Raw genomic sequence first — 24,742 nt, forward strand, 5'->3', positions numbered from 1 at the left:
TCAGGGGCGCCCGCCGCCGACCCGCAAGCCACCCCCGACGCGCGGGCGCCGGCCCGCGTCGGACCGCGCGGGCCGGCGCGAGCGGAAGGACCCCGCCGGCCGGGGCGGCGGGCCCGGTCCGCGCCGGCTCAGCTCTCGGGCGGCGAGAAGACCACCATGACCCGCAGGTCCTCCGTGATGTGGTGGAACTTGTGCGGCACGCCCGCGGGAACGTAGACGACGCTGCCGCGCGCCACCGGCGTGGTCTCGGCGCCCACGGTGATCGCGCCACGGCCGCTCATCACCAGGTAGACCTCGTCCTGCCGGTGCGGCTGCTGCGGATCGACGGTGCCCGCGTCCAGCGCGTACAGGCCCACCGACATGTTGCGCTCCCGGAGGAACTGCAGGTACGCCCCCTGGTTGGCGGCGCGCTCCGCCTCCAGCTCGTCTAGCCGGAACGCCTTCATGCCCTCTCCACCCCTTGCTGTCTCATCTGCAACGATCGCTTCCATGAGGAACTTCGTAGTAAAGACGCTCGCGAACGCGGCGGCCCTGTGGGTCGCCATATGGCTACTCAAAGACATCACCTTGACCGGCGAGAACACCGGTCGCAAGACGCTCACCCTGATTCTCGTGGCCCTGCTCTTCGGGCTGGTGAACTTCATCGTCAAGCCGGTGGTGAAGTTTCTCTCGTTTCCCCTGTTCCTGGTCACGCTCGGCCTGTTCACCCTCGTCGTGAACGCCCTGATGCTGATGCTCACCTCGTGGCTGGCCGACTCGTTCGACCTCAGCTTCCACGTGGACGGCTTCGGTGCCGCGTTCGTCGGCGCGTTGATCATCTCCATCGTCTCCTGGGCCCTGAACGCGGCCCTCCCCGATCAGGACTGACCCACGACCTACGGCCGGCGACCACGGCCGCGACACCCGACAGGCACGGACCCGCGCGCGAGTCTCGCGGGGGCACGGACGGAAGGAAGAAGGCCATGGACAGCCCACCGGAGGAGGACGCTTCGCGGGTCGGGGCGCGCGGCGACGGCACCCGCGCGGTACGGGCGGGACTGCCCGCTCCGGCCGCGTACGAGCCGACGCTGCCCGGACCCGTCTTCGCCGCCCACTTCCACCTGCCCGGCGACGCGGACCCGCTCGGCGGGCCGTACACCTACGGCCGCGACACCAACCCGACCTGGACGCTGCTGGAGCGGGCGCTCACCGAGCTGGAGTGCCCCGCCGAAGCGGCGCGCCCGACCGAAGCGGACCCGGCGGCGACCACCGGGCCGGTGCCGCGCCCCGAGACCGTCGTCTTCGCCTCCGGCGCCGCCGCCATGTCGGCCGTGCTCTTCTCCCAGCTGCGCCAGGGCGACACGGTCGTGCTGCCGTCCGACGGCTACCACCTGCTGCACGGGCTGCGCGAGCGGCTGGCCGGCTTCGGCGTCACCCTACGCACCGCCCCCACCGGGGGCGACGCACAGCTCCCGCTCGTGGCCGGGGCACGGCTGCTGTGGCTGGAGACGCCGTCCAACCCCGGGCTCGACGTCTGTGACGTACCCCGGCTGGTCGCCGCGGCCCGCGCGCACGGCGCGCTGGTGGCGGTCGACAACACGCTGGCCACCCCGCTCGGCCAGCGCCCGCTCGCGCTCGGCGCCGACTTCTCGCTGGCCAGCGGCACCAAGGCGGTCACCGGGCACGGGGACCTGCTGCTCGGGTACGTGACCTGCCGCACCCCCGAGCTGGCCGCCGAGGTGCGGGCCTGGCGCAAGAGCGTGGGCGCCGTCCCGGGCCCGATGGAGAGCTGGCTCGCCCACCGCTCCCTGGCCACCCTGCAGCTGCGGGTGGACCGGCAGGCGGCGAACGCGCTGGCCCTGGCCCGTCTGCTGGCGCAACGGCCCGAGGTCACCGGCCTGCGTCACCCGGGGCTGCCGGGGGACCCCGCGCACGAGGTGGCCAGCCGGCAGATGCTCGGGGGGCGCTTCGGGTGCGTGGTCTCGTTCACCCTCCCCGACCGCGACCGCGCCCAGCGCTTCCTGGCCGCCCTGCGCCTGGTGAGCGACGCGACGAGCTTCGGCGGCGTGCGCTCGACCGCCGAGCGGCGCCGACGCTGGGGCGGGGACGACGTACCGGAGGGGTTCATCCGCTTCTCGGTCGGCGTGGAGGACGCGGAGGACCTGCTCGCGGACGTACGCCAGGCCCTGGACACGGCGGCGGCCGGCGCCACGGTGTGACGCGTAGCGCGCGGCGCGTGGCGGAGTGGGACGCACGGGGCGCGCGCCGCGGGTGAGTCACACGGGGCGCGCGGGAGCGGCGGGGCGGAGAACGCGGCTGGCTGGCAGAACCTCCCCCCTCGTGGCTCTGCCAGCCACGGTTCCACGCTCGTCGAACCGCGCGATCCAGGCTAGTTGACTGTGCGTCAGTGTCCAATCACCCTAGCGACATGAACCTATCGACATATTTATAGTTGAGGGGCGGCGGGGCATCCGATACTGAGGGGAATCGATGGACTTGGCCCTGCTTCGCACGTTCATCGCGGTGTACCGCGCCGGGTCCCTCACCCGCGCGGCCACCCTGCTCGGACTGTCGCAGCCCGCCGTCACCGGGCAGATCCGGTCCCTGGAACGCCAGTTGGGTCGCCCACTGTTCATCCGTGGGGCCCGGGGCGTCACCCCCACCAGCGCCGCCGACGAACTCGCGCAGCGGGCCGCGCCGCACATCGACGCGCTCCTGGAGATCACCGAGTCCGACAGCGCGGACGTCACCGCCCGCCGCACGCTCCACCTGGGCGGGCCACCGGAGTTCACGACGCTGCGCGTGCTGCCCGCGCTCGCCCACCTCACCCTGGACGGGCTGGCCGTACGCACCGCCTTCGGCACGGCCGACGAGCTGTTCGCCGGGGTGTCCGCCAACCAGTACGACCTGGCCATCACCACCACCCAGCCGCGCGGGCGCCTGCTGACCGCGACCCCGCTGTGCGACGAGGAACACGTGCTGGTCGCCGCCCCGCGCTGGGCGGCCCGGCTCGGCACCTCGCTGCTGCGCGCGGGCGGCGGTCCCTCGGTCCTGCGCCACGCGCTGGAACCGGTGCCGATCGTGGAGGTGCACGAGAGCCTGCCGTTGGTCACCGCGTACTGGGCGGCCGTGTTCGACGTGCCCGTCACCGCCTCGGCCACCATCGTCGCACCCGACCTACGGGCGGTGCTCGCCTGTGTGATGGCGGGCTGCGGGCTGGCCGTCCTGCCGCGCTACCTGTGCATGGAGGCGCTGGACAAGGGCGAGGTGGTGGCACTGATCGACCCGCCGGTGCCGCCCCTGCGCACCTACTTCCTGGTCAAGCGCACCGGCTCGCCGGCCCCGCACCTCGCCCGCGTCCACGAGTGGCTGCTGCGCGCCGCCGTCGACTGGTGAGGGGCGCCGGGCCGGGCGAGGGAGCAGCGGATACGGCCGAAGGCCGGTCCGGGTCGGGTGGGGGCGGTGGCCCGCCTGGCCACGCCCGCGACGCCCCTACCAGGCCGATCGGGGTTTCGCGAGGCGCCACGCGCGGCAGACCTCCCCTATGACCGAACGGCCCGTGGTCAAACGCACCGCCCGCGCCATCCTGCTCGACGGCGACCTCGACGCCACGCCCCAGCTCGTCCTGATCAAGCGGACCAAGCCCGGCGAGGCCCCGTACTGGATCACTCCGGGCGGTGGGGTGGAGCCCGACGACCCCACCGTCGTCGACGCCCTGCACCGGGAGGTGGACGAGGAGCTGGGGGCCAAGGTGACCGATGTGGTGCCGGCCTTCGTGGACACCGTGCTGATCGACGCGACCCGCGACGCCCTCCCCGAGCGCGACGTCCCCGACCGGGGCGTGAAGGTCCAGCACTTCTTCGCCTGCCGGCTCGCCTCGATGGACCTGACCAAGCGCCACGGCCCCGAGGTGGACGCCCCGCGCGGTGCGTACGAGGTGGTGCGGGTGCCGTTCACCCGCGAGGGCGTCGCCTCGGTGGACGTGGTGCCGCCGGCGCTCCGTGACTTCCTCGACGCCAACATCGAGGGCGTACGGGCCCTGCTCGCCGGCGACCTCGGCTGACCGCCAGCCCCGCCCACCCCGACGGCGCCCCGCGACGACGGGCCGTACCGGGTGTCGTCGGCGCGGACTACCGGTCGGGCGCGCCGGGCGGCCAGGTCACGGTCACGGGCGGCGCCGGCTCGGCGTCCGCCCGGGGCGGTGGGGCGAGCGAGCGGCCGGCGTCGGGGAGCCCGTAGATGTCGACTGGCTGACCGTATGCGTCAACGGTCGTCGCATAGGTGTCGGTTGGTTGTCGACAGGCGTCGTCGCGCTGTCCGTAGGTGTCGTTCGGATATTCGTATCCGTACGCGTCGGTGGGCGGCCGGTAGGGCTGGTCTGCCGGGGCGTACGCGGTGTGCGGTGAGCCGTACGCCGGGTCGGGTGGGCCGTACGGGACGCCGGGCTGTGCGGACGCCTCCCCGCTGGAGCGGCCGTACGTGCCGTCCGGTGGGTCGTACGCGGTCGGGGGCGGGCCGGCCGTCGGGGGGAAGGCGTCCGTGGTGGGCGCGGGGGCCGCGCCGTACGGATCGGCGGCGGGGGGCGGGTAGGCGTACGCGTGCGGCGCGGCGTAGCCAGGTGGTGCCCCGTCGCCGTACGGGGCGGGCGCGGGGTCGGCCGGGGGCGGGGCGGCCTCCGACGGGGGCCTGGCCGGGGCGTCCGGTTCCACGAACCAGCCCGCGAACGGCCGCTGCCGCGCCTCGTCCTCGTCCCCCGCACGCGGGTGCCGGGCCCGGTCCAGCACCCGCTCCACCGCCTCCTGCCACACGTGGGGTTCCTCCTGCCCGTCCGGGGCAGGGCCGGCGGTCGGGTGCGGCGGGGCCGGCGGCCAGGCCGGCAGCGGGGGCCCGGCCGGGGGCGGCCAGGCCGGAGGCGGCGGCGCCGGGTTGGCACGGTGCCGCGCGGTGTGCGGGGGCGCGGGAGGCGCGGGCCACGTGGGGGAGGGCGCGGCGGCGTGCGGAGGCGCGGGCCACCCGCCCGTGAGCGGGTCGGGGGCGACCCGTTCGGCGGCGAACTCCTCGGGCGGCGGGGCGGCGGGATGCCGCTCGGCGGTGAGGTGGTCGGCGGTGAGGTGGTCGGCGGTGGCGGGCCGCTCCGTCGCGCGAGGTCGCTGGGGCGGGGGGAGCTGCTGGGTGATGAGGTGCCGCTGAGGCGCCGGCTGCCGCTCCGCCATCGGTGCGTCGTACGGCGGACGCGGCGGGGGGAGGTCCTCGGGGTCCTGGTGGGCGAGGTTCTGGTCCCGGTGGGCGGGGGGCCGGTGGGTGGTCGGGTGGGGGTCGGGGGCCGGGCGCCTGTCGGCGCTCCGGCTCTGGCCACGGCGGGCGCGCGCGTCGGCCGCCGCGCCGAAGTAGTCGCCGCCCTTGCGCCGGTGGTCGTCGCTGTCGCCGGCTCGGGCCTCGCCGTGTGCCGTCCGCTCCACCTTGGCCAGGTGCGGGATGTGCTTCGAGCAGTGCACGTACGCCTCTTCGACGGTCACCTCGACCCAGACCGCCGCGCGCCGGCCCGGCACCGGGTCGACCGGCAGGTGCGCGTGGCGCTCCCGCATGGCGTCGTCCGCGACCACCCGCGCCCGGCCGTTGATGTGCAGGCCGATGCGGTCCCGTTGGAAGTCCAGCAGGAGCAGGGCGACGTGGGGGTTCTCCTCGATGTTCCCCAGGCTCGCCAGGACGCCGTTTCCCCGGAATTCGGGATAGGCGACCGTGTGTTCGTCCAGGACCTGGACGAACCCGGGAGCGCCGGCCCGGAACGAACTGTCGCACTCGCCGTTCCTGTCCGAGGTCGCCAGGAACAGCATTTCCTGGCGCCCCACGAACTCCCGCATGCGTGCGTTGAGATGGCCCAGCATCTGCTCGTCGTAGAAACGCCCGGCCCTTTGCTGGGTGCCGAGTTGTTCCTGTAGTACGCGCTCCCCGGCGCTGCCCCACCGTCGCTCGGACGGGTCACCGACATGCGCGTCGGATTCCGTGTGCGGCTGGTGGCGCGGTCCGGGAGCGGTGTTTTCCTGGGGGTCAGCCGTGCCTGCGGCGGCGCGTTCCGACTCGGTCTCCACGTGTTCCACCGTCCCCTGTCCTCATTCGCTCCCCATCCCCCGCTCGTCGCCCCCGCTGTTATGCGCGGTGCCTTCGCGCCGTGCCTAGTCGAGCGCACCCACCAGTTCGTCGAGGGAGTCGTGGCGAATGCGGTGTGGTGGTATGCCGATGCCGCGCAGGGTGGTCACTCCGCTGCGGATCAGCCCGGGTGGCCCGGAGAGGTAGGCGTCGAACGCGGTCCACGGGCCGTGCTCGCGCACGGCGTCCGGGAGCGGGCCGCTCAGTCCGCTGGTGGGCGCGTCCGAGACGACGGGGCGCACCGAGAGCCAGGGATGCTCCCGCTCCAGGCGCGTCATGGTTTCGATGTCGTACAGATCGTGATCGCTCCGGGCACCGTAGAAGACCTCGACCGGTCGCTTTCTGCCGTGTACGGCGACGTCCTCGACCAGTGCCTTGATGGGCGCGATGCCGGTCCCGCCGCCCAGGCACAGCAGCCCGTTGTCGCTCTCGTGGTCCACCACCATCGAACCGGCCGGCGATCCGAGCTTGATCACGTCGCCCGGGTTGGCGTGGTGGACCAGGGAGGTGGAGACCCAGCCGGCCGGCACCGCCTTCACGTGGAAGGACAACAGCCCGTCCGAACGCGGCGCCGCCGCGAACGAGTAGTGCCGCCACACCCGTGGCCACCAGGGCGTCTCCAGGCTCGCGTACTGGCCGGCGCGGAAGGGGTACGGCTGGTCCGGGCGCACCGTGACGACCGCTATGTCCGGTGTGCGGAGCTCGTGGCGCACGATCTCGGCGTGCCACCAGGCCGGCGCGTACAGCTCGTTCTCGGCCGCCGCGTCGATCATCGTCTGCGAGATGGTGGTGTACGCCCGCACCCACGCGGCCTCCGCCGCCTCGCCCCAGGTGTGCGGCGCGTACCGGGCCAACGCCCCCAGCAGGCTCTCGCCGACCGCCGGGTAGTGGTCCGACCGCGTGCCGTACTTGCGGTGGCCACGGCCCAGGTGCCCCAGGTACTCCTCCAGGACCGCCGGTTCGTCGGCGTGCCGCGCGGCCGTGAGCAGGGCCTTGAAGAGCCGGTCGCGCTGGGCGTCCATGGAGGCCGGGAACAGGTCGCGCAGGTGGGGGTGGTTGAGGAAGAGCAGGGCGTAGAAGTGCGAGGTGACCTCGTCCGCGATGGGCTCGATCTCGGCCAGGGTGCGCCGGATGAGCTGGGTGTCGGCCGACGCGCTCGCCGACAGGTCGCCGAACGCCCTCGCCGGGGCGCGGTCGACGGCCGCGTCGCCCCGGAGGGCGAGTGCGCCACCGGCGGGGCCGGCGCCCTCGCGCGGCCGGTCGGAGCCGGGCGCGTCCAGCGGGCGGCGCGCCGGGGCGGGCCACGGCAGGGGTCTCGCGGCAAGCGCCTCCGCCTCGGGCGCCGGCCGCATCGCGGGAACCGAGTGCGCTCCGCGCGCCTGCCGTACGTCCTGGTCGGGGCGGTCCGGCAGGGCGGTACGCGGCGCGGGTCCGACGGGTTCGAGACGGCCCGGCCCGGCGGGTTCGAGACGGCCGGAGGTGGCTGGTTCGAGACGGGCCGGCGCGGCGGGGTGGGGCGGGCCGGGCGGTGTCACGCGGCCCGTCGCGGGCTCGGCGGCCCGCTGGTGTTCGGCGTGCTGGCGCGGGGCGTCGTACTCCCCGGGAGCGGCGCGGCGCGCGGGGGCGGGCGGGGGGAGTTCGCCGCGCCGTGGACCGTCCGGGCGGGGGGCGGCCGGGGCGGTGTGGCCGGGGGCCGGCGGCGCGGCGCCCGCGCCGCGCCCCACCGGCCTGATGGCCGCGACGGAACGCCCGCGCGCCCGCGCGCCCGTGGCCGGCACGGCGCCGCGCGCGCCGGCGTCGTCCACTGGACGGCCGTCCGCGCCCCGGGTCGGTGGCGGCGCGTCGGCTACCTGCCGGGTCGGGGTGAACCAGCCGCGTTCACGGTCGTCGCCATGGTTGTCACCAGAACCACCGGACTCGCTGTCGTCGGCTGACGTGGTGGTCGGAGCGTTCATGGTTGCCTCGCCTCGAACATCTCTCTGCCGGACTTCGTCAGTCTGCGTCGCTGTCGCTCTTCGTCGGGCCCGCCCGCCCGGGCGCGGACACCCGGCGCACGCCTCGCGGCCCCGCCGCCCCCTCTCCCTCCCCGTCGGGGGCTCCTCGTTCAGCGACACGTGTACGGAAAAGGGCCGCCCGCGCGACCCACCCGCCGTGCGGCCCTCACTGGTTCCCACGCGTACCGCGCGGGGCCAGTTCCCGAACCGCTCCCCGCACCTCGCGGCCCGCCGCCCGACCGCCTCCGCCGTCACCCGGCGTGCGCTCCGGCCACCGGACGGCGATACGCCCAGGTGCGTGGTGTTTCGTCGGTCAGCGTGCCACCCGCACCCAGGGCGCGGGGGCAATAGCCCGAACTCCCGCTTCCCGTACTCCCGTTCCCGCTAGGCTGGGCTCACCGGTGTACCCACACAAGGGCGCCGATGACGTTCTCACGTTCGAACGGGTTGACCATACCCGCCCCGGTTGAATGCACAAGTCCCGTGCTCGCCGGCCCCTATGTCCGCCTTATCAGCGCAATTACCGGTGGTTGCCGGTCAATTCGTACGCGGCGCGGAGATCACGCCCCACATACGTATACGAGGCCAGCCCACTCAGGTGCTGGTCAGCGTTGACCGCGACAGTCGTCGGCAGCACCGCGAAGAGTTCGGCGTCCGACATCGAGTCCCCATAGGCCACACATTCCGACCGCGTCACCCCGAATCTCTCACACAGTTCATCCGCGATCTTCACCTTCGCCGCTGGACTGAGGATGCCGCCCGGGCTTACTGGCTCGCGAAAGGGGACGGCCGGAAAAACCGAACCGTACGTCGCATGGGCACCCCACTCCAGCAGACGGCGTACGAAGAAGTCCGGCGAGAGCGATATCACCGCGCACCGTTCGCCGCGCGCCGTGATGTCGGCCCACACCTCGCGTATCCCGGCCAGCCACGGGGCCCCGTCGAACGCCGCGACCACCTGCGCCTCCGTGAGCTCCGCCCACAGCTCCCGTACCCGCGACGCGAACTCCGGCGGCCCCAGCACCCGGCGCGCGAACGCCCGCTCCAGGTCGGCGATCTCCGCTTCGAGGCCCAGTTGCCGGGATATCTCCACGGGCGCGGCCGATCCGTACATCAGGGTGCCGTCGAGGTCGAACAGGTGAAGTCGGGTCATGCCTGTCGAGCGTAGGCGTAGGCACCCGGGGCCGGGGCTGCTCCCTACGGAGGCCCCGGGGATACTCCCGCCGTGCGACGCCGGGCGGGGGCGAAGGCGGCACCGTGAGAGGCATGCGCCAGCTCACCAGGCCCGCCCGTCGTGCCCTTCTCGTCGTCCATGTCGTCGTCTCCGTCGGCTGGCTCGGGGTGACCCTCGGGCTGCTCGCCCTCGCCATCGCCGGGGCCGGGGCCGACTCGGCGGCGGCCGCCGAGGCCGCGTACCGGGCCATGAAGGTCTTCGGCGACTGGCTGATCATTCCGTTGAGCCTGCTCGCCCTGGTCAGCGGGCTGGTCCTCGCGCTGGGGACGCCCTGGGGGCTGGCTCGACACCGCTGGGTCTACACGAAGTTCTGGCTGAACCTGGTCACCGCGGGGCTCTCGGCGTTCTCCCTGCGGGCCGGCATCGACGACGTGGCGGCACGGGCGGCGGCCGGCGAACACGTGGCGGACCCGGTCGATGTGATCGTCCCGCCGGCGGTGGCGCTGGCCACCTACGTGTTCGTCACGGCCGTCTCCGTGCTCAAGCCCTGGGGGCTGACGGCCCGGGGCCGCCGCCACCGGCGTCAGAGCGTCAGGTCCGCGGCCGGCTGACGGGCGGCGTCCTGGGCCGGTACGCGCGCCTCGGGACCGCTTGCCCGGGCCGGGGCCACCGTCGTCGGCGCGGCGTCCGCCGCGACCGGTCCACTCTGGGCGACCGGGTCGCCGGCGCGGACGACGCGGCTGTGCGGGACCGGCCCGGTCCCCTGTCGGCGCTCCAGCCAGGCCGCGAAGACCGCGACGCCCAGGGCCGACAGGGCCAGACCCACGCCGACCACGTTGGGCGCGGTGTAGCCGAAGCCGGCGGAGATGACCAGCCCGCCGAGCCACGCGGCCAGCGCGTTGCCGAGGTTGAAGGCGGCGATGTTGGCCGCGGAGGCCACGGTGGGGGCCTCGGCCGCGTGGTCCATGACACGCTTCTGGAGCGGCGGCACGGTCGCGAAGCCGAAGAACCCGATCAGTACGAGGGTGATCGCGGCGGTGACCTTGACGTGGGCGGTCAGCGTGAAGAGGCCGAGGACCACGGCGAGGCCGACGAGGCTGACGTACAGCAGCCGCATGGTGTGCCGGTCGGCGTACCGGCCACCGACCACGTTGCCCGCGACCATGCCGACGCCGAAGAGCGCCAGCAGCCACATCACGCTGGACTCGGCGAAGCCCGCCGTCTCGGTCATCATCGGCGTGACGTAGGTGATGGCGGCGAAGACGCCACCGAAGCCCAGCACCGTCATCGCCATGGACAGCCAGACCTGCGGCTTGCGGAAGGCGCCGAACTCCTCGCGCAACCGCGCCGCCGCGGGTTCGGGGCGGGCCGGCACCAGCTTGGCGATGCCGAGCAGGCCGAGCACGCCCAGCGCGGCGACGATGAGGAAGGTGACGCGCCAGCCCGCGTGCTGCCCGATGAGCGTGCCGGGCGGGGCGCCGATGACGTTGGCGAGCGTGAGACCCATGAACATGCTCGCGATGGCCCCGGCCCGCTTGTCCGGGGCGACCAGGTCGGCGGCGACCACGGCGCCGACGCCGAAGAACGCGCCGTGGGCGAGCGAGGCGAGCACGCGGCCCACCAGCAGGACGCCGAAGGCGGGCGCCAGCGCGGTGATCAGGTTGCCCGCGATGAACAGTCCCATCAGCATCAACAGCATCTGCTTACGGGTCAGCCGCGTCCCGATCGCCGTCATGAAGGGAGCCCCCACCACGACGCCCAGGGCGTACCCCGTGACGGCGAAGCCGGCGGTCGGAATCGAGACCCCGAAGGCGTCCGACACCTCGGGGAGCAAACCCATGATCACGAACTCGGTCGTTCCGATGCCAAAGGCACCTACGGCCAGGGCCACCAGGGCGAGCGGCATAACGGCACCTTCCAGAACGTTGCAGCCAGCGTGTACAAGCACAGACAATAATTGCAGGCGCGGGATAAATGCAAGCGCGGGCTATTTCGCCGGTGGCCTATCCTGGGTCGTACGACACCGAAGGGGGCGTCTCATGGCACAACAGCTCGGCTCGGCCACGGACTACCGGCACGCCGCTGACCAGGGCGAGGACCAGCACCTGGACCTCGACCCGACCCCGGCGGCCACGCGAGAGACCCACCAGACCTCGACCAGGACCGCCGGGGCGCCCGCGCGCCCACCACGGGCCCCGGCCTCGGCCCATGGCAAGCGACCGGCGCCCCAGGCCGCCGACCGCGACCAGGGACAACGAAGCGACACGGCACCGGCGCCGCGCCCCGGGCGTGCCCTCGCCCAGGGCTGGTGCGCGCTCTCCGCACTGCACAGCCGCCTTGAGGCGCACATCGAGCGCGCCCTGGAGGCGGCGGCGGAGCTGAGCGTGCGCGAGTACTCCGTGCTCGACGTGCTGAGCGACCAGCACGACGGCGAGGGCGGCCATCTGCGCATGAACCAGCTCGCGGATGTCGTCGTCCTCAGCCAGAGCGCCACCACGCGCCTGGTCAGCCGGTTGGAGGACCGTGGCCTGCTGGTCCGCTACCTGTGCCCGACCGACCGCCGAGGCATCTACACCGACGTCAGCGACGACGGCCGAAAGCTGCTGGACCGGGCGCGCCCGGTCCATGACGCCGCACTCAGCGAGGCCCTACAGGAAGCCGCCAAACGCCCGGAATTGGCACCTTTGGTAACGGCTGTCCGTACTCTGGGGCCGACACCGACCCGCGTGTGACCGAGGCGTAGCCTCCGGATCATGAGCGATTTCGAGCAGTCCGGGACGCCCGTCGAGTTTCGGCGGGCGCGCGCGTCGGACATCCCCGCCATCGTGGCGATGCTGGCCGACGACGCGCTCGGCGCCCAGCGCGAGACACCCGACGACCTCGCTCCGTACCAGGCGGCCTACGAGCGGATCGCCGCCGACGCCAACCAGTGGCTGCTCGCGGCCGTCCGGGACGGCCGCCTGGTCGGAACGCTCCAGCTCACGTTCGTCCCCGGCCTGTCCCGGCGCGGCGCCACCCGCTCGATCATCGAGGGGGTGCGCGTCCACGCCGACGAGCGCGGCGGCGGCCTCGGCACGCAGATGATCGAGTGGGCCATCGCCGAGTCCCGCCGCGCCGACTGTCACCTGGTGCAGCTCACGTCGGACGCCACCCGCATAGAGGCCCACCGCTTCTACGAACGCCTCGGGTTCGAGGCGTCCCACCTGGGATTCAAGCTGCACCTGTGACCGCGGCGGCACGCGGCCCGCGCCCGCCGGGCGCGACGGTGGTCACGCCGCCAACGGCGCGGGCGTGCCCGAGCCCGCGATCCGCGATCCGCGATCCGCGATCCGCGATCCGCGACGGGCTCCTGATCGCGGTCGCGACCGCCCCTGACGTGGCGCGTGTCCGCGCCTACGCGCCCACTGCCCCTCGCCGGGATCGCTCGCTCGCGGGGGGGGGGGAGGGCTTGCCGATCCGGCCTGACTGCCGCGTGGTGCGTGCGGCGCGTGGTGCGTGCTGCGTGGTGTGCGGCGCGTGCTGCGTGGTGCGTGGTGCGTGCGGTTCCGGCCTCGTACGGCGCTCGCGGGGTCCTGCCTCTTCCGTCACTCACGGGACCCGCCTCGTCTGGCCTGTGCGCCTCGTCCGCCGCGTGCGGTGCGGTGCGCTGCGCGCTGTGTGGTGTGTGGTGTGCGCCGTCTCCGATGCGCGCTGTCCGCATGGGCCCGACTGGTCCCACCGGCCTCACCGGCCTCGTGTCGTAGCAGGGGAGTGCGTCATGGGGACTCCCGCAGTGGGGTGGGCACGGGAGGGCGGCGGGTCGGGCCCGCCGGGGCGGTCGGGCGGCAGCCGGCGCGTACCAGGGCGGCGCGGGCGGGACTTCGGCATCGGCATCGACATCGACAGCGGGCGGGGTCTCGGCGTCGAGCGGTCCGTACGTCGAGCAGGACCGGGGTCGGGCGGAGCCGTGCGTCACGCAGGACCGAGTGTCGAACCGGGCCAGGCGTTGGGCAGAGCCGGATGTCGGCCAGGGCCGGGCGGCGGGCGGAGCTGGATGTCGACCGCGTAGCCGGGGCCGGGGCCAGGCAGTGGTGTGCGGTCGCTCACGGCTCGCCCCTCGGGTGGTGCGACGCGCGGGTGGTGCGGCGCGCGGGGCTCGGCCATGGGGCGGCCCCCGAGGGGCTTCCCTCGGGGGCCGGTCGCTGGGGTTGGTGGGACTGTGGCGCCGCTGGTGGTCAGAGGGTGTCGAGGTCGATCGCCTGCGCCATGACCCGGTAGCCGGCGTCGTTGGGGTGCTTGTGGTCGCCGCTGTCGTACGCGGGGTTGAGCGCCGTCGGGTCGGCCGGGTCGGCCAGCGCGGCGGCGAAGTCGACATGGTCGTCGAACTCACCCGACGTGCGAATCCACTCGTTGACCCGCTCACGCTTCGCCTCGGCGCGCGGTGTGTGGTACTCGGCGCCCTTGAACGGCAGGATCGTCGCGCCCACCACGCGTACGCCCCGTGCGTGCGCCCGGTCGATCAGCTCGCGGTAGCCCTCGATCAGTTCCGCCGCCGAGATTTGCGGATTGGGCTTGTAGGTGGGCAGGTCCACCTCGCTGAAGCCGATGTCGTTGAGCCCCTCGAAGACGATCACCGAGCTCACCCCGGGCTTGTCCAGCACGTCCCGCTGGAAGCGGTCCCCCGCCCGGTCGCCGAACCAGGCCGAGTCGTTGAGCAGCAGGTTCCCGCCGATGCCGGCGTTGAGCACCGGGCGCGGCCTGCCGGCGGCGGCCAGCCGCTCGGCGAGCTGGTCCGGATAGCGGCGGTCGGCGTCCACCGTGGAGCCGAAGCCGTCGGTGATCGAGTCACCGAACGCGACGACGGTCCCCCGGCGCGCGGCGGCCGAGCCACCCGGGCCGGTGGCCCCGCCCGCACGGCCCGCGTGGGCCGGCCGGCCGCCGGTCAGCTCGACGTCGGAGAGGTAGTACCAGGAGTGGGTGCGCTCGCGGAACGCCTTCCCGGTACGGTCCCCACGGTGGTCGCCCCGGGCGCGGTAGCTGGTCGCGTACGCCTGGGAGTGGAAGGTCGCGGGGCCGGTGGGCTCGGCGAAGTACAGCGTCACGGTCACCGTGTCGAACGCCTTGACCCGCAGCGGGGCCGTGTCGCTGACCCCCTCGGCGCCCGCCGGGATGGTCAGCGCCGTCCGGTCGCCGAACGTCAGCTTCCGCTGCGTGCCCGGCCGTACGGACGCGCCGTCCGCGCCGCGTGCGATGGTCGCCCCGGATATCCGGAGCGGCTGGTCGCCGTAGCGGTTGGAGAGCCTGATGCGGGCGGCGCTGCCACCGTTGGTGACCCGCACCACCTGGCGCACCGTCTGGTCGGCGAAACCCGTCTCGGACCAGTTCTTCTCAAAGCCGGTGCTCGGTCGCTGCACGGGCGCCGCCCACCCCGCTGACCAGTCCGTATGTGCCCGGGACTGCTGGGTGTCAGCCGCACCGACACCGGACGGGGTCGCGGTCGTGAGCCGGGAGTGGGCGCCGGCGACGCCCGATGCGGCGAACACGGCGGTGAGGGCGACAAGCGAGATGGCGAGCCGGGGGGAAGCGGAACGCATGACTGTTCTCCAGGGTGTGAGTGACGCGGCGCCCGTGCGGTCGATGCGCGGTTGCGCCTCGCGAGCCGTCTGGAGAACAGCCTGTGCCGCGCGGCGCCGCGCACCCAGCCACCGCCGGTGCGTACGCGCGTCCCGCGTACCACCAGCAGGGTTAGGCAGGGGCGCTTCGCGCGCGAGGGGGTGGTGTACAGCGGCGGGGGCGGCGCGGAAGGGTGCTCCGCGCGCGGGAGGGGCGGGGGAGCGGCGCGACAGGGGCGCTTCACGCGCGCGAGGGGCTGCGGATGGGGGGCGGGGACGCCGGGTGCGGCCTGGCTCGTGTGGGTGTGTGGGGGCGGCGGGGTGTGTGCGGGCGGGCACTTCGCGGGGAAGGGGCGCGCCGGGTACGCAGAGGGGCGCCGCACCCGGTGCGAAGGGCACGGCGTGTGGTGGGTGGGTGTGTGGTGGGTGGGGCGCCAGGCGCTCAGGTGGGTGCGAGTGCGCAGGTGAGTGCGGGCGCCCGGCCGGATGGGAGGTGCTCGGGTCGGTGCGAGGTGCGCATGGGGTGCGCGGCGCGCACGTGGGTGCGGCGTGGCCGGTGGACGTGTGCGCCGGCGGGGGCGTACGCCGGCGGGGGCGCGGGGGCGCGGTGTCCCCGCCGGCGTCGGCGTGGCGTCGGGGGCGGATCGGGGGCGGGTCGGGGCGTACGGTGCCGAGCCGGGGCCGGCCAGCAGGCGTCAACGGGCGAGTGCGTCCGGGTCAGGGAACCGCACGCGCCGGCCACATCCGGTCAGTTCGAGTCGGCGACGGTCAGACGCCGTGCCAGCCCTCGGGGTCGAGCGTGCCGGGCACGGACTCCGTCGGCTCGTACGGCTGGCGGGTGAAGACGAAGGAGCCCAGGTCGAGATGGGTGCTGGCCGCCGCCCCGGCGGTGGCGTCGGCCGCTTCCGTACGCACGACGCGCAGCGTCTCCCCGGCGTAGTAGCCGTCGAGCCCCGTCCAGGTGCCGTCGGCCTCCGGGCGGAAGCGCGAGCCACGGCCGCCACCCCGCAGCGGGCCGAGTTCCAGCCAGCGGTCGGCGCTCAGGCGGACCACGATGGTGGAGGTGCCCCAGTACCAGGCGCCGGTCAGCGCCAGCAGCTCCGCGTCCACGTCCGGCAGCGGACGCCAGGGCTCCGGTAGCGGCGGCTCGTGCTCGGCGACGATGCGTACCAGGTCAGTGGCGATGGCCGTGGTGAACGGGCCCGACGTGGCGTTCGCCAGCACGATGGCGGCGAGGTTCTCGTCGGGGCTGACCCACACGGAGCTGAGGAAACCGGGCATGGAACCGCTGTGGCCGAAAAGCTCCCGGCCGTCCCGGCGGATCACCTGGAGACCGAGCCCGTACGAGTCCTCCCAGACGGCACCCTCGGGCGCGCTCGCGGGCCGGCGCATCTCGGCCAGCGTCGCGGCGCTCAGTACGCGGTCGTCGCCTCGTGCGAGGAACGTGACAAAGCGGGCCAGATCCGCCGCCGTGGACCACAACTGCCCCGCCGGCCCCATCAGTCCGATGTCCTCCACGGCTTCGTGTTGCACCGCGTCCGCCCATGGGTGCACCGCCCAGCCCCGTGCGTGCGGGGCCTCGGGCAGGGCGGACGTGCGGGTCATCCCGAGCGGCGTCCACACCTCGCGGCGCAGCACCTCGTCCCACGGCGCTCCCCGCAGCCGCTCGACCAAGGCGCCGAGGAGTGCGTAACCGGGGTTCGAGTAGTGGAACGTGTGCCCAGCGGGATGGCGTTGCGGGCGCTCGCCGAAGATCTCGCCCAGCTCGGGGCGCAGGTCACCCGGGGTGCGCTCCCACCACGGACCGCGTGCCTCGGCGGCGAGGCCGCTGCGGTGGGACAGCAGGTCGGCGATGGTCTGGCTGCCCACGGACGGGTCCGCCCCCTCCGCCGCCAGCCGGTCCGCCAGGTGCGTACGAATCGGGTCGGCCAGGTCGAGCAGCCCCTCGTCGCGCAGCCGCATCACCAGCACCGCGACGAACGTCTTGGTGATCGAGCCGATGCGGTACTGCGTGTCGACGTCGGGCGTCTGCCCGTCCAGCGCGCTCCGCACCCCCGACCACACCAACTGCCCATCCCGTACCACCGCTCCCACCACCGAGGGGGCACGTCCCTTGGCCTGTCCGACCGCGACACGGTGCAGCAGAGCGCGACGGGTGGCGGGAAGTAGTTCATCAAGCGGGGCGGTCTCGGTCATGCTGCTCCTCGTCGGTGATCGATCCTGCGGTCCCGTCCCCGGACCCTAACCACCACGGCACACGCCCCGACACCGAGAATCGCGTCCCCGCCCCGCCCGGCCGGAGCGGGGGGGGAGCGGGGGCGGGACAGGGCAGGGTCGGCGTGGGTCCGCGTGAGCGTACGAGGCGCTTGGTGACCGTGACACGTCCGATTCCTTCAAGACCGGGCCCGCCACGCCTGCCTAACGTGATCGCATGACACCTCGATTCGACCTCATCGGCATGGTCGTGGACGACATGGCCACCTCGCTCACCTTCTACCGCCGCCTCGGCCTCGACCTCCCGGCCGACGCCGACGACCAGCCACACGTCGAGACGACGCTGCCCGGCGGGCTGCGGATCGCGTGGGACACCGTGGCGACGGTCAGGTCCTTCGACCCCGACTGGACCCCGCCCCCGGGCGGGGGTCACCGGCTGGGTCTGGCGTTCGCGTGTGACAGCCCCGACGAGGTCAACACGCTGTACGCGGAGCTGACCCGGGACGGGTACGCCGGTCACCGGGAGCCGTGGGACGCTTTCTGGGGCCAGCGGTACGCCGTGCTCCACGACCCGGACGGCAACACCGTGGACCTCTTCGCCGCGCTACCCGACGCCGCACCCGCCCCCTGAATCCGCCCCTGCGCGCCACGGCCCGCGCCCACCGCGCTGGTCTCCGTGGCGGAGCGCTGACCAGCGACGCGACCAGCGCTGCCGCTTGCCACCCGGCAGCCGCACTTGGCACCGACACCGAACCGGCACCGGCACCGAACGTCGGCCGGCGACGGCGACGGCGAGACAGACGAGGCGGCGCGCCGGGCCGCACGCGGGAGTGCCGAACCGCGTGACGGAGCCCGAGGGCGGGGCCCGGTCGCGCGGCGTACGCCGGCGGCCTCGTCAGCCGGCGGCCAGCAGTTCCGTCACCGACACGCCCGCTAAGGCGCGGATCTCGCGGGCGAGATGCGCCTGGTCCGCGTACCCGGCCCGGTCCGCGACCAGGGCGAGCGGCTCCCCCGCGCGGGCCAGTTCCAGCGCGCGCCCCATGCGCAACACCCGGGCCAACGTCTTCGGCCCGTACCCGAACGCGTCCAGACACCGACGCCGCAGCTGCCGCTCGCTGAGCCCGACATCGCGCGCCAGAGCGGCCACCGTGCCACCCGCGCGCAACCCCCGCACCACCCGCGCGTACGACGGCGCCAACTCGCCGCCGCGCGCCGGCCCGGCACGCCACCGCGCGGCCACGGCCGCCTCCAACACCCGGGCCCGATCCGCCTCCGGCCCAGCCGCGACCCGCTCGGCCAACCGCGCGGCCTCCGCCCCCGGCCACACCTGGTCGAGCGGCACCCGCTGGTCCCGCAACTCCGACACGGGCAGATCGAACACGGCCGGTCCCACACCGGGCGCGAACCGCAACCCGGTGTGCGCCGCCCCCGGCCGGTCCGCGAAGAGATGGGCCCGCGTGTCGGGGCCCGCGACCAGGAGCCGCCCCGCGTACCAGATGAGATCCGTACACCCGTCGGGCAGCACCCGTACATCACCGGCGCACGCCGGGGCGCGGCGCTCCCACACCACCGTCCCCGCGAGTCGCGACCGCCGCTCTCGATACATGTCCCCAGCATGCCTCGCCGGCGCCGCCCAGCCCCCGGAGACCGCGTCCCACCAGCGGCGCCGATACCCGACGCCCTTGGTACATTGCCCGCCCGGCTCCCCGACCACCCCGTGGGGGCCCGGTCCGGCGCCGCGCGCCGGCCACGACGACACCCGCCGGCGGGGGCGATGGGGGAGAGCCGCTGCCCGCCGCGCCGGCGCACCCGCGAGGAGAGACGTGAGCCCCGAAACGCAGGCCGACCCGACGCCGGGCACCACACCGGACGCTGCGGCCTGGCTGGAAACCGCCAGCATCGACCCGGCCGTCACCGCCCTGCGCCCCGACTACCGCGCCCTGCTCGTCACCGCCGAGGGGCTACGCCCCGGCCCGAGCGACGCGTTCAGCGAAGCGCTGCTCACCCAGGCCGAGGCCACCGCGCGCGAACGCGTCGGCGACGCGCCGCTGGAGGAGCACCCGCACCTCGCCGCATGGCGCGAGGCGTTCCGCTCCTTCGGCGCCAAACCCCAGCGCACCCGGTCCAGCGCGGAGGCCCTGCTGCGCCGCGCCGCCGACGGACTCCCCCGAGTCGACCGGCTGACCGACATCTACAACGCCGTATCGGTAGGCCACTTCCTGCCACTCGGCGGCGAGGACCTGGACCACTACGCGGGCCCGGTCCGACTGGTACGCGCCGACGGTACGGAGGTGTTCGACACCACCGCCGGCGGCGAACCAGCCACCGAACACCCCTCGGCCGGCGAGGTGGTCTGGCGCGACGACCTCGGCGTGACCTGCCGCCGCTGGAACTGGCGCCAGTGCACCCGCACCCGCCTGACCCACACCACCACCCGCGCCCTGTTCATCCTGGACGCCCTCGGCCCCCTGAACGACCAGGCCCTCTCGGCCGCGGGCACCGCACTCACCGACGCGCTGTCCACCAGCAGCCCCGGCGTCCGCCTCACCACCCGACTCCTACGCGCCACCCCAACCACACCCTGACCTCCGAGCCCCTCGTCTTGGCGTGCGGGCTTGGCGGGGCTTGGCGGGGCTTGGCCGGGGGGGCTCCCCCTCCCCCCTCCCCCTCCCTCCCCGAGCCCCCTCGCCCCACCCCACCTCCGCCTCCATCGGCATCGCGCGTCGTCGAGTGGCCCTGCTCTCGGGCCACTGCTGCCCGGAGGCGCTGAAGGCCCCTACCGGCGTACAGGCGCCTGCCGTGGCGTCACCATTCCGGCAAGGCAAACATTTCGTTCACCATAAGTCGTTGACAACGAACCAGGCCCTCGTCAAGCTGGCCGTATGACTTCGCCCAGTGAGCAGCCCGCCGCGTCCTTCGCGCCGCCGCACCCCGACCAGGCCCGCGCTCAGCGCGTCTACCCCTCGCTCTTCCGCATCGCCGAGCGCCACGCGGCCAGCGACGAGCAGCGTCAGCGGCAGGTACACCCCTCGATCATCGGGGCCCACGAAGCCATCCGGCTGGTCTCCTTCCTCCTCAGCGGCGCCGCGCAGCGCGACGCGGACGAGCCCGAGGTGGACGCCACCGACATCACCGCCGCGCTGACTCTCGTACCGCTGGCTCGCGGCGAGATGGACGAACTGGAGGTCGGCCTCCTCCAGATGGCGCGAGGTCGTGGCATGACCTGGCCGGAGATCGCCTTCGGCCTCGGTCTCGGCACACCGCAGGCCGCCAGGCAGCGCTACGAACGCCTCCTGGCGCGCACCGCCAGCGAACCGGACGACCAGACACCGGACTCGCCCCAGAACTCTCAGCCGAACTGACCCGCACCCCGCACCCCGGACCCCAGCCCCCAACGCCCTGCCCCACCTCGCCGGCACACCGGCCACCACCCGCCACACGAGGCCCGGCGCTCGGCCCCCCACAGCAACCACCAGGCGCCGGCTCCCCGCCAGCCGAGGGCGCCCCGCCACCTGCCACCGGCACTCCCATCTACCGCGGCCAGCCTCACCCCGCCTCTCCTCGGAGGGTCTCGAACACCCAGCCGCGCAGACACCCATGGCCAACCGAAGCCGCCCTCTCGACACACCCTGCCCCCCAACGTGCCCACCCGCGGCATCCCACCGCACGGGCCCTCGCCGAAGGCTCCTCATCGCGGCGCACGCCCACCAACGAGCCCCCTCGCCCCCCCGCTCCGGATGCGCCACCCCAACGCGTCGCCTCAGATCGGACCGAGTCGCCCCACGTCGCACCCTCGCCCGCCACAACGCGGCGTCAGCAACCACCAGGCGTCAACCGAGCTCCCCGGGGCCGTAGTAGGCGGCCGACGCTCCACTGGCCAGGGCCCAGTAACGGTCTCCGTAGGACCAGTGCCACCACTCCGTGGGGTAGTTGACCAGGCCGGCGGAGGTCAGCGCGGTGCCGAGGATGTCCCGGTGTCGGCGCGCATCGGCGCTGATGGTGTCCGCGTGCGTGTAGCAGGCCCCGTCACTCTCCTCGGGCGAGGCGTTCATCCGGGTGCCCAGGTCGAGTTCGCGGCCGTCGTCGTCCGCGAGCGTCAGGTCGACGGCCGCGCCCGCGCTGTGCGGGGCTATCTCGGGCGGTGACACGTAACGGCTGGCCGCCGTGTGGAGCCGTTCGGCCGGCCACTCGGGGTGGGCTCCGCGCAGCTCGTCCGCGTACTCGTCGAAGTACTGGCGCTGCAACGACGGCGGCCGATAGCCCTCGACGAACAGCAGCCGCAATCCCCCGGGGAGCTCCGCCTGCGCCGTGCGGAGCCGGTCGAGCACGCCTTCCCGCAGGTAGGCGAAGGCGCCGACGGCGTCATGCCACTTGCGCTCGTCGACCAGCAGGTGGGCATCCTGGCGCACGTCCACGAGCCGTTCACCGCACTCGTGCACCGGCACCGACGCGACCCGGGGGTCGGACATCAAGACGATCTCAGTCATGACGCCATCATCGCGCGGACTCGTCCAGCGCGGATTTGCCTGTGGATAACCCCGCTCGCGCGGGGACATGAGGTGTCCGACACGGGCGGCGTTCCCGGAGCGCCGACCGGCGCCCCACCGGGGAACACCTCCCAGGAGGGCACTCCCACCTGGCCTTTTCGTTCCGGCCCTCCGTCACCGAGGGCGCGCACACGCGTTCGTGGGAGAGCTGGCCCGTCGTGGGCGACAGCGGACCTCGAACCCGCCGTCGTGCGCCGGCCGTCGCGCCGGGGCGGCGCGCGCAGCCCATGGGCTTCCCTTCCGACCGGCTCGTCAGGACCGCGCGCGCCGCCGCGCGAGGCCCTACTTCACCGTGTACTGGCAGGTCGACTTGCCGCCACGGTTGTCCGCGACCTTCTTGCCGTCCACGGTGATGACGCAGTCCGCCGGGCGGAGCGTGCCACCGGAGTCAGCCACGGAGCCGGGCGCGACGGACACGGCGAGGCCGACCTTCTTCTCGGCCTCGGTCGTCAGCGAGAGCGTTGACGTCTTCTTCCAGGGGAGCGTCACCGTCTCCATCTTGTTGGTGTCCAGGTTGTAGTAGATCTGCGACGAGCCGGTGCCGCGCACCTCGAGGGTGACCTCGCGCTTGACCGGGTCGCTGGCGCTCTCCGCCGCGCCGTCGGCCGTCGGCTTCCCGCTCGTACTGACAGCCTTGTCAGCCTTGTCGGACGTGCTGTCCTTCGACGAGTCGCCGTCGCTTCCACACCCCGCCAGCAGGGCCGTGGTCAGGGCCAGTGCCGCGCCAATGACGATCTTCCGCATGCTTCCCCCTCTTCGAAACGAGCACCGATCGTAGACCCGGCCCGGACCGGGCCCACGCCAGGCACAGAAGTCGGCACAACGCCCCACAGCGGCGACGGCACGCCTCGCGACGCGCACACCCGGCGCCCGCGCGTCCACACCCCCGGCGACGCGCCGGCAACCACACACCCACCCCACAGACCCCACGATCCCGCCGCGACACCCACACCCGTCCCGCGCGTCCAGCACACGCGGCCGACATCCGACGATCCGACGATCCGACGGCACAGCGTCCGGCAGCGCCGGCCTCACCCCCGGTCCACGCACACCGACGCCGACGTGATCGACAGGGGCACCGCCCGAGCTACGCCACCGCGGGAGGGGCCACCACCGCATTCGACGCATGAGCGATCGGACACCGCACCGGACCCAGCAGTCGCCGCGCACCCCGGCCGCACGCCCGCGCCCGGCCGTGACGCCGTCGCGGCAGCCGAGCACCGGGAACTCCCCTGGTCACCCGGCGGACGAAGCCCGCCACCACGGGGAGGACCGGCGCCCGCACCCCCCGTGACCAGCAAAGTCCCCACGGACCGCTCCGATAACATGTTTGAACTCACGGCGATCACCTCATTGCCAACCCTTCACCGAAAGACGCGCAACCCGGTACGAAGGGTGACCAATTAACTGACACCTAACACATCGGCCAAACAATTGATATCTGTAGCCTCGCGGGTATTTTCACGAATAAAAAACAAAACTAAACTTGTCGACTGGCGCCAACCACGGGTGATGCTGTGGGCTGCGGCAAGCGTAGTGACCCTCGCATTCCTTATCGCGCTGGAAATAGCCGCGCGGCACTTCGGCGTACGAGGGCCGATCAGCAACCAGGTGCGAGAGGTAGTTTTCGTCCCCAAATCGGGGCCGCTGCTGTATGCCAGCATGGCGCTGATGATGGTCGTGCTCACCTGGCGGCAGCGTTTCGTCGCCATGGGCGCCGCGATCGGAATCGATCTCGTCTTTCTGCTGGTGCGCTGGCTGGCCGACGCTCAGTTGGGTTTTGGCAACGGCGCACTGTGGGTGCTTTTGGCACACGGAGTCATGGCCGTGGTTCGCCGCACCGGACAGGAACGCCTGCTGCTCCTGAAAGGCGTGGGACTCGGCCTGTTGCTCGTGGCCGGACGCAAGACCGGCGACGCCTGGTTGCTCATTACGTGGAAAACCCGCCCGATGGTGCTCGACCAGTACGTGGCGACCGCCGATCACGCGCTGGGCAACCCGTCCTGGCTGGTCGGCCGCCTGGTCAGGGCCACCGAGCCGGTCGGTCCGCCGATTCTCGGCTGGGTGTACGGACAGCTCGCCGTGGCCGCCGTGATCTTCGCGCTCTACCAGCTTCGTCATGTGGCGAAGGAGCAGCGCTTTCCGAGCCACCACCTGGTGCGCACCTTCCTGGTGATCGGTCTGCTCGGCCCCGGCATTTACATGCTCTTCCCCGTGGTCGGCCCGATCTTCGCCTACGGCGCCGACGGCGGGCACTGGGCGGTCGCCAATCTCTGGCCGGACACCGCACCGCCACTCAATGCGCCAACCCAGATGCCGTTCGACGACATCACACCGCGCAACTGTATGCCCAGTCTGCACACGGCCTGGGCCACCGCGATTTTGATCCACTCCCGCAAGGGACCGCGCCTTTTGCGGTACGCGGGGATATTCTGGTTCGTCGCCACCCTCGGCGCGACCCTGGGATTCGGCTACCACTACGGCGCGGACATTATCGCGGGCGTGGTCTTCGCGGTCACTATCGAGGGCGGAATGCGCGCTATCGATCGTGGTTGGAACCGGGCGGGAATCCAGTTCGTCGCGTACGGCACGGCCGTGTTCGCCGTGTACCTGGTGGCGTACCGCTTCCTGCCGGAGCAGCTGGCCGACCTGCCGTGGCTGTTCGGGCCGCTGCTCGTCCTGGCGATGGTCTCCGTGATCTACGGCTACGTGCGGACGACCCGGCAGTGGGAGCCGAAGCCGATTCCGGCGCCTCGACCGGAAGCCCAGCCGCAACCGCAGCCCGAGCTCATCTGAGCCGTATCACCGTGGTGCGCAGCGCCGTCGCGCGGCTTCGCGCACCGCGTCCAGCCCGCTGACCTTCGGGGTGTCCGATCTCCCGGACCCCCGGAGGCAGCGCCGGCACCCGCGCGAGCCCGCGCCGGCACGGAACGCCGACTCCCGAGCACCCCCACGCCCCGCGCGAGAACGCCGCCGAACCCGTCCGGCCCCGCCCACCCCAGCCGGACGCCACCGCACCGCCCCGCCAGGCCCCACCCTCCACCACGACACACCGCGCCCCGCCCGCCGGCCACCCGCGCCCTGGCCCCCGCGCCC

21 protein-coding genes are annotated in these 24,742 nt (G+C 73.5%); 11 read left to right on the forward strand and 10 right to left on the reverse strand.

The window, feature by feature from the left end:
• Positions 1-128 precede the first annotated feature (128 nt).
• Complete coding sequence (locus ACFVFR_RS07445) at positions 129-446, reverse strand: cupin domain-containing protein (protein ID WP_383698790.1); 318 nt, start codon at positions 444-446, stop codon at positions 129-131.
• A gap of 43 nt (positions 447-489) precedes the next feature.
• Here ACFVFR_RS07445 and ACFVFR_RS07450 point away from each other — a divergent pair, with 43 nt between their 5' ends.
• The 4 genes from ACFVFR_RS07450 (at position 490) to ACFVFR_RS07465 (ending at position 4,042) form a co-directional block, all read left to right on the forward strand.
• Positions 490-867: a phage holin family protein gene (locus ACFVFR_RS07450; RefSeq protein WP_383698725.1), complete on the forward strand. Its 378-nt coding sequence runs from the start codon at positions 490-492 to the stop codon at positions 865-867.
• Positions 868-962: 95 nt separating this feature from the next.
• On the forward strand, positions 963-2,198 hold the full coding sequence (locus ACFVFR_RS07455; protein ID WP_383698726.1) for a cystathionine gamma-lyase: 1,236 nt from the start codon (positions 963-965) through the stop codon (positions 2,196-2,198).
• A gap of 271 nt (positions 2,199-2,469) precedes the next feature.
• Positions 2,470-3,375 (forward strand): LysR family transcriptional regulator, encoded by a 906-nt coding sequence (locus tag ACFVFR_RS07460; RefSeq protein ID WP_383698727.1) that lies wholly within the window; start codon positions 2,470-2,472, stop codon positions 3,373-3,375.
• A gap of 148 nt (positions 3,376-3,523) precedes the next feature.
• On the forward strand, positions 3,524-4,042 hold the full coding sequence (locus ACFVFR_RS07465) for an NUDIX domain-containing protein (RefSeq protein WP_383698728.1): 519 nt from the start codon (positions 3,524-3,526) through the stop codon (positions 4,040-4,042).
• A 67-nt stretch (positions 4,043-4,109) separates the two neighbouring features.
• On the opposite strand, the gene ACFVFR_RS07470 is transcribed toward ACFVFR_RS07465, so the two are convergent.
• The 3 genes from ACFVFR_RS07470 to ACFVFR_RS07480 form a co-directional block, all read right to left on the reverse strand.
• Positions 4,110-6,077, reverse strand: a complete 1,968-nt coding sequence (locus tag ACFVFR_RS07470) for a pyridoxamine 5'-phosphate oxidase family protein (protein ID WP_383698729.1) — start codon at positions 6,075-6,077, stop codon at positions 4,110-4,112.
• Positions 6,078-6,152: 75 nt separating this feature from the next.
• Positions 6,153-8,081, reverse strand: coding sequence for a globin domain-containing protein (locus ACFVFR_RS07475; RefSeq protein ID WP_383698730.1), 1,929 nt, complete (start codon positions 8,079-8,081; stop codon positions 6,153-6,155).
• A 559-nt stretch (positions 8,082-8,640) separates the two neighbouring features.
• The gene (locus ACFVFR_RS07480) at positions 8,641-9,273 is read right to left on the reverse strand and encodes an HAD family hydrolase (protein ID WP_383698731.1); all 633 of its coding nucleotides are present in this window, start codon (positions 9,271-9,273) and stop codon (positions 8,641-8,643) included.
• Positions 9,274-9,386: 113 nt separating this feature from the next.
• Here ACFVFR_RS07480 and ACFVFR_RS07485 point away from each other — a divergent pair, with 113 nt between their 5' ends.
• Positions 9,387-9,905, forward strand: a complete 519-nt coding sequence (locus ACFVFR_RS07485) for a DUF2269 domain-containing protein (RefSeq protein ID WP_383698732.1) — start codon at positions 9,387-9,389, stop codon at positions 9,903-9,905.
• Here the strand turns inward: ACFVFR_RS07485 and ACFVFR_RS07490 are convergent.
• A complete protein-coding gene (locus tag ACFVFR_RS07490; protein ID WP_383698733.1) occupies positions 9,878-11,200 on the reverse strand; it encodes an MFS transporter in 1,323 nt (440 codons plus the stop codon). The genes ACFVFR_RS07485 and ACFVFR_RS07490 overlap by 28 nt on opposite strands.
• A 418-nt stretch (positions 11,201-11,618) precedes the next feature.
• On the opposite strand from ACFVFR_RS07490, the gene ACFVFR_RS07495 reads away from it, so the two are divergent.
• Both ACFVFR_RS07495 and ACFVFR_RS07500 read left to right on the forward strand, forming a co-directional pair.
• Positions 11,619-12,026: a MarR family winged helix-turn-helix transcriptional regulator gene (locus ACFVFR_RS07495; RefSeq protein ID WP_383698791.1), complete on the forward strand. Its 408-nt coding sequence runs from the start codon at positions 11,619-11,621 to the stop codon at positions 12,024-12,026.
• 21 nt (positions 12,027-12,047) lie between these two features.
• A complete protein-coding gene (locus tag ACFVFR_RS07500; RefSeq protein WP_383698734.1) occupies positions 12,048-12,521 on the forward strand; it encodes a GNAT family N-acetyltransferase in 474 nt (157 codons plus the stop codon).
• A gap of 987 nt (positions 12,522-13,508) precedes the next feature.
• On the opposite strand, the gene ACFVFR_RS07505 is transcribed toward ACFVFR_RS07500, so the two are convergent.
• The gene (locus ACFVFR_RS07505; protein WP_383698735.1) at positions 13,509-14,867 is read right to left on the reverse strand and encodes a GDSL-type esterase/lipase family protein; all 1,359 of its coding nucleotides are present in this window, start codon (positions 14,865-14,867) and stop codon (positions 13,509-13,511) included.
• A gap of 786 nt (positions 14,868-15,653) precedes the next feature.
• A complete protein-coding gene (locus ACFVFR_RS07510) occupies positions 15,654-17,081 on the reverse strand; it encodes a serine hydrolase domain-containing protein (RefSeq protein ID WP_383698736.1) in 1,428 nt (475 codons plus the stop codon).
• 235 nt (positions 17,082-17,316) lie between these two features.
• Between ACFVFR_RS07510 and ACFVFR_RS07515 the strand changes: the two genes are divergently transcribed.
• Positions 17,317-17,730, forward strand: a complete 414-nt coding sequence (locus ACFVFR_RS07515) for a VOC family protein (RefSeq protein WP_383698737.1) — start codon at positions 17,317-17,319, stop codon at positions 17,728-17,730.
• Positions 17,731-17,994: 264 nt separating this feature from the next.
• Here ACFVFR_RS07515 and ACFVFR_RS07520 read toward each other — a convergent pair whose 3' ends face one another.
• On the reverse strand, positions 17,995-18,705 hold the full coding sequence (locus tag ACFVFR_RS07520; protein WP_383698738.1) for a helix-turn-helix domain-containing protein: 711 nt from the start codon (positions 18,703-18,705) through the stop codon (positions 17,995-17,997).
• A 217-nt stretch (positions 18,706-18,922) separates the two neighbouring features.
• Here ACFVFR_RS07520 and ACFVFR_RS07525 point away from each other — a divergent pair, with 217 nt between their 5' ends.
• Positions 18,923-19,684 (forward strand): B3/4 domain-containing protein, encoded by a 762-nt coding sequence (locus ACFVFR_RS07525; RefSeq protein WP_383698739.1) that lies wholly within the window; start codon positions 18,923-18,925, stop codon positions 19,682-19,684.
• 297 nt (positions 19,685-19,981) lie between these two features.
• Entirely contained in the window at positions 19,982-20,461 is a 480-nt protein-coding gene (locus ACFVFR_RS07530) for a DNA-binding protein (RefSeq protein WP_383698740.1), read from the forward strand.
• A 468-nt stretch (positions 20,462-20,929) separates the two neighbouring features.
• Here ACFVFR_RS07530 and ACFVFR_RS07535 read toward each other — a convergent pair whose 3' ends face one another.
• Complete coding sequence (locus tag ACFVFR_RS07535) at positions 20,930-21,586, reverse strand: M15 family metallopeptidase (RefSeq protein WP_383698741.1); 657 nt, start codon at positions 21,584-21,586, stop codon at positions 20,930-20,932.
• A 342-nt stretch (positions 21,587-21,928) separates the two neighbouring features.
• Positions 21,929-22,390 carry a hypothetical protein gene (locus ACFVFR_RS07540; protein ID WP_383698742.1) on the reverse strand — a complete coding sequence of 154 codons (462 nt, stop codon included), beginning with the start codon at positions 22,388-22,390 and terminating at the stop codon, positions 21,929-21,931.
• A gap of 768 nt (positions 22,391-23,158) precedes the next feature.
• Between ACFVFR_RS07540 and ACFVFR_RS07545 the strand changes: the two genes are divergently transcribed.
• Entirely contained in the window at positions 23,159-24,442 is a 1,284-nt protein-coding gene (locus ACFVFR_RS07545; protein WP_383698743.1) for a phosphatase PAP2 family protein, read from the forward strand.
• The last annotated feature ends 300 nt before the right edge of the window (positions 24,443-24,742 follow it).

Origin of the sequence: Streptomyces sp. NPDC057702 (assembly GCF_042799315.1) — a bacterium.
Taxonomy (GTDB): Bacteria; Actinomycetota; Actinomycetes; order Streptomycetales; family Streptomycetaceae; genus Streptomyces.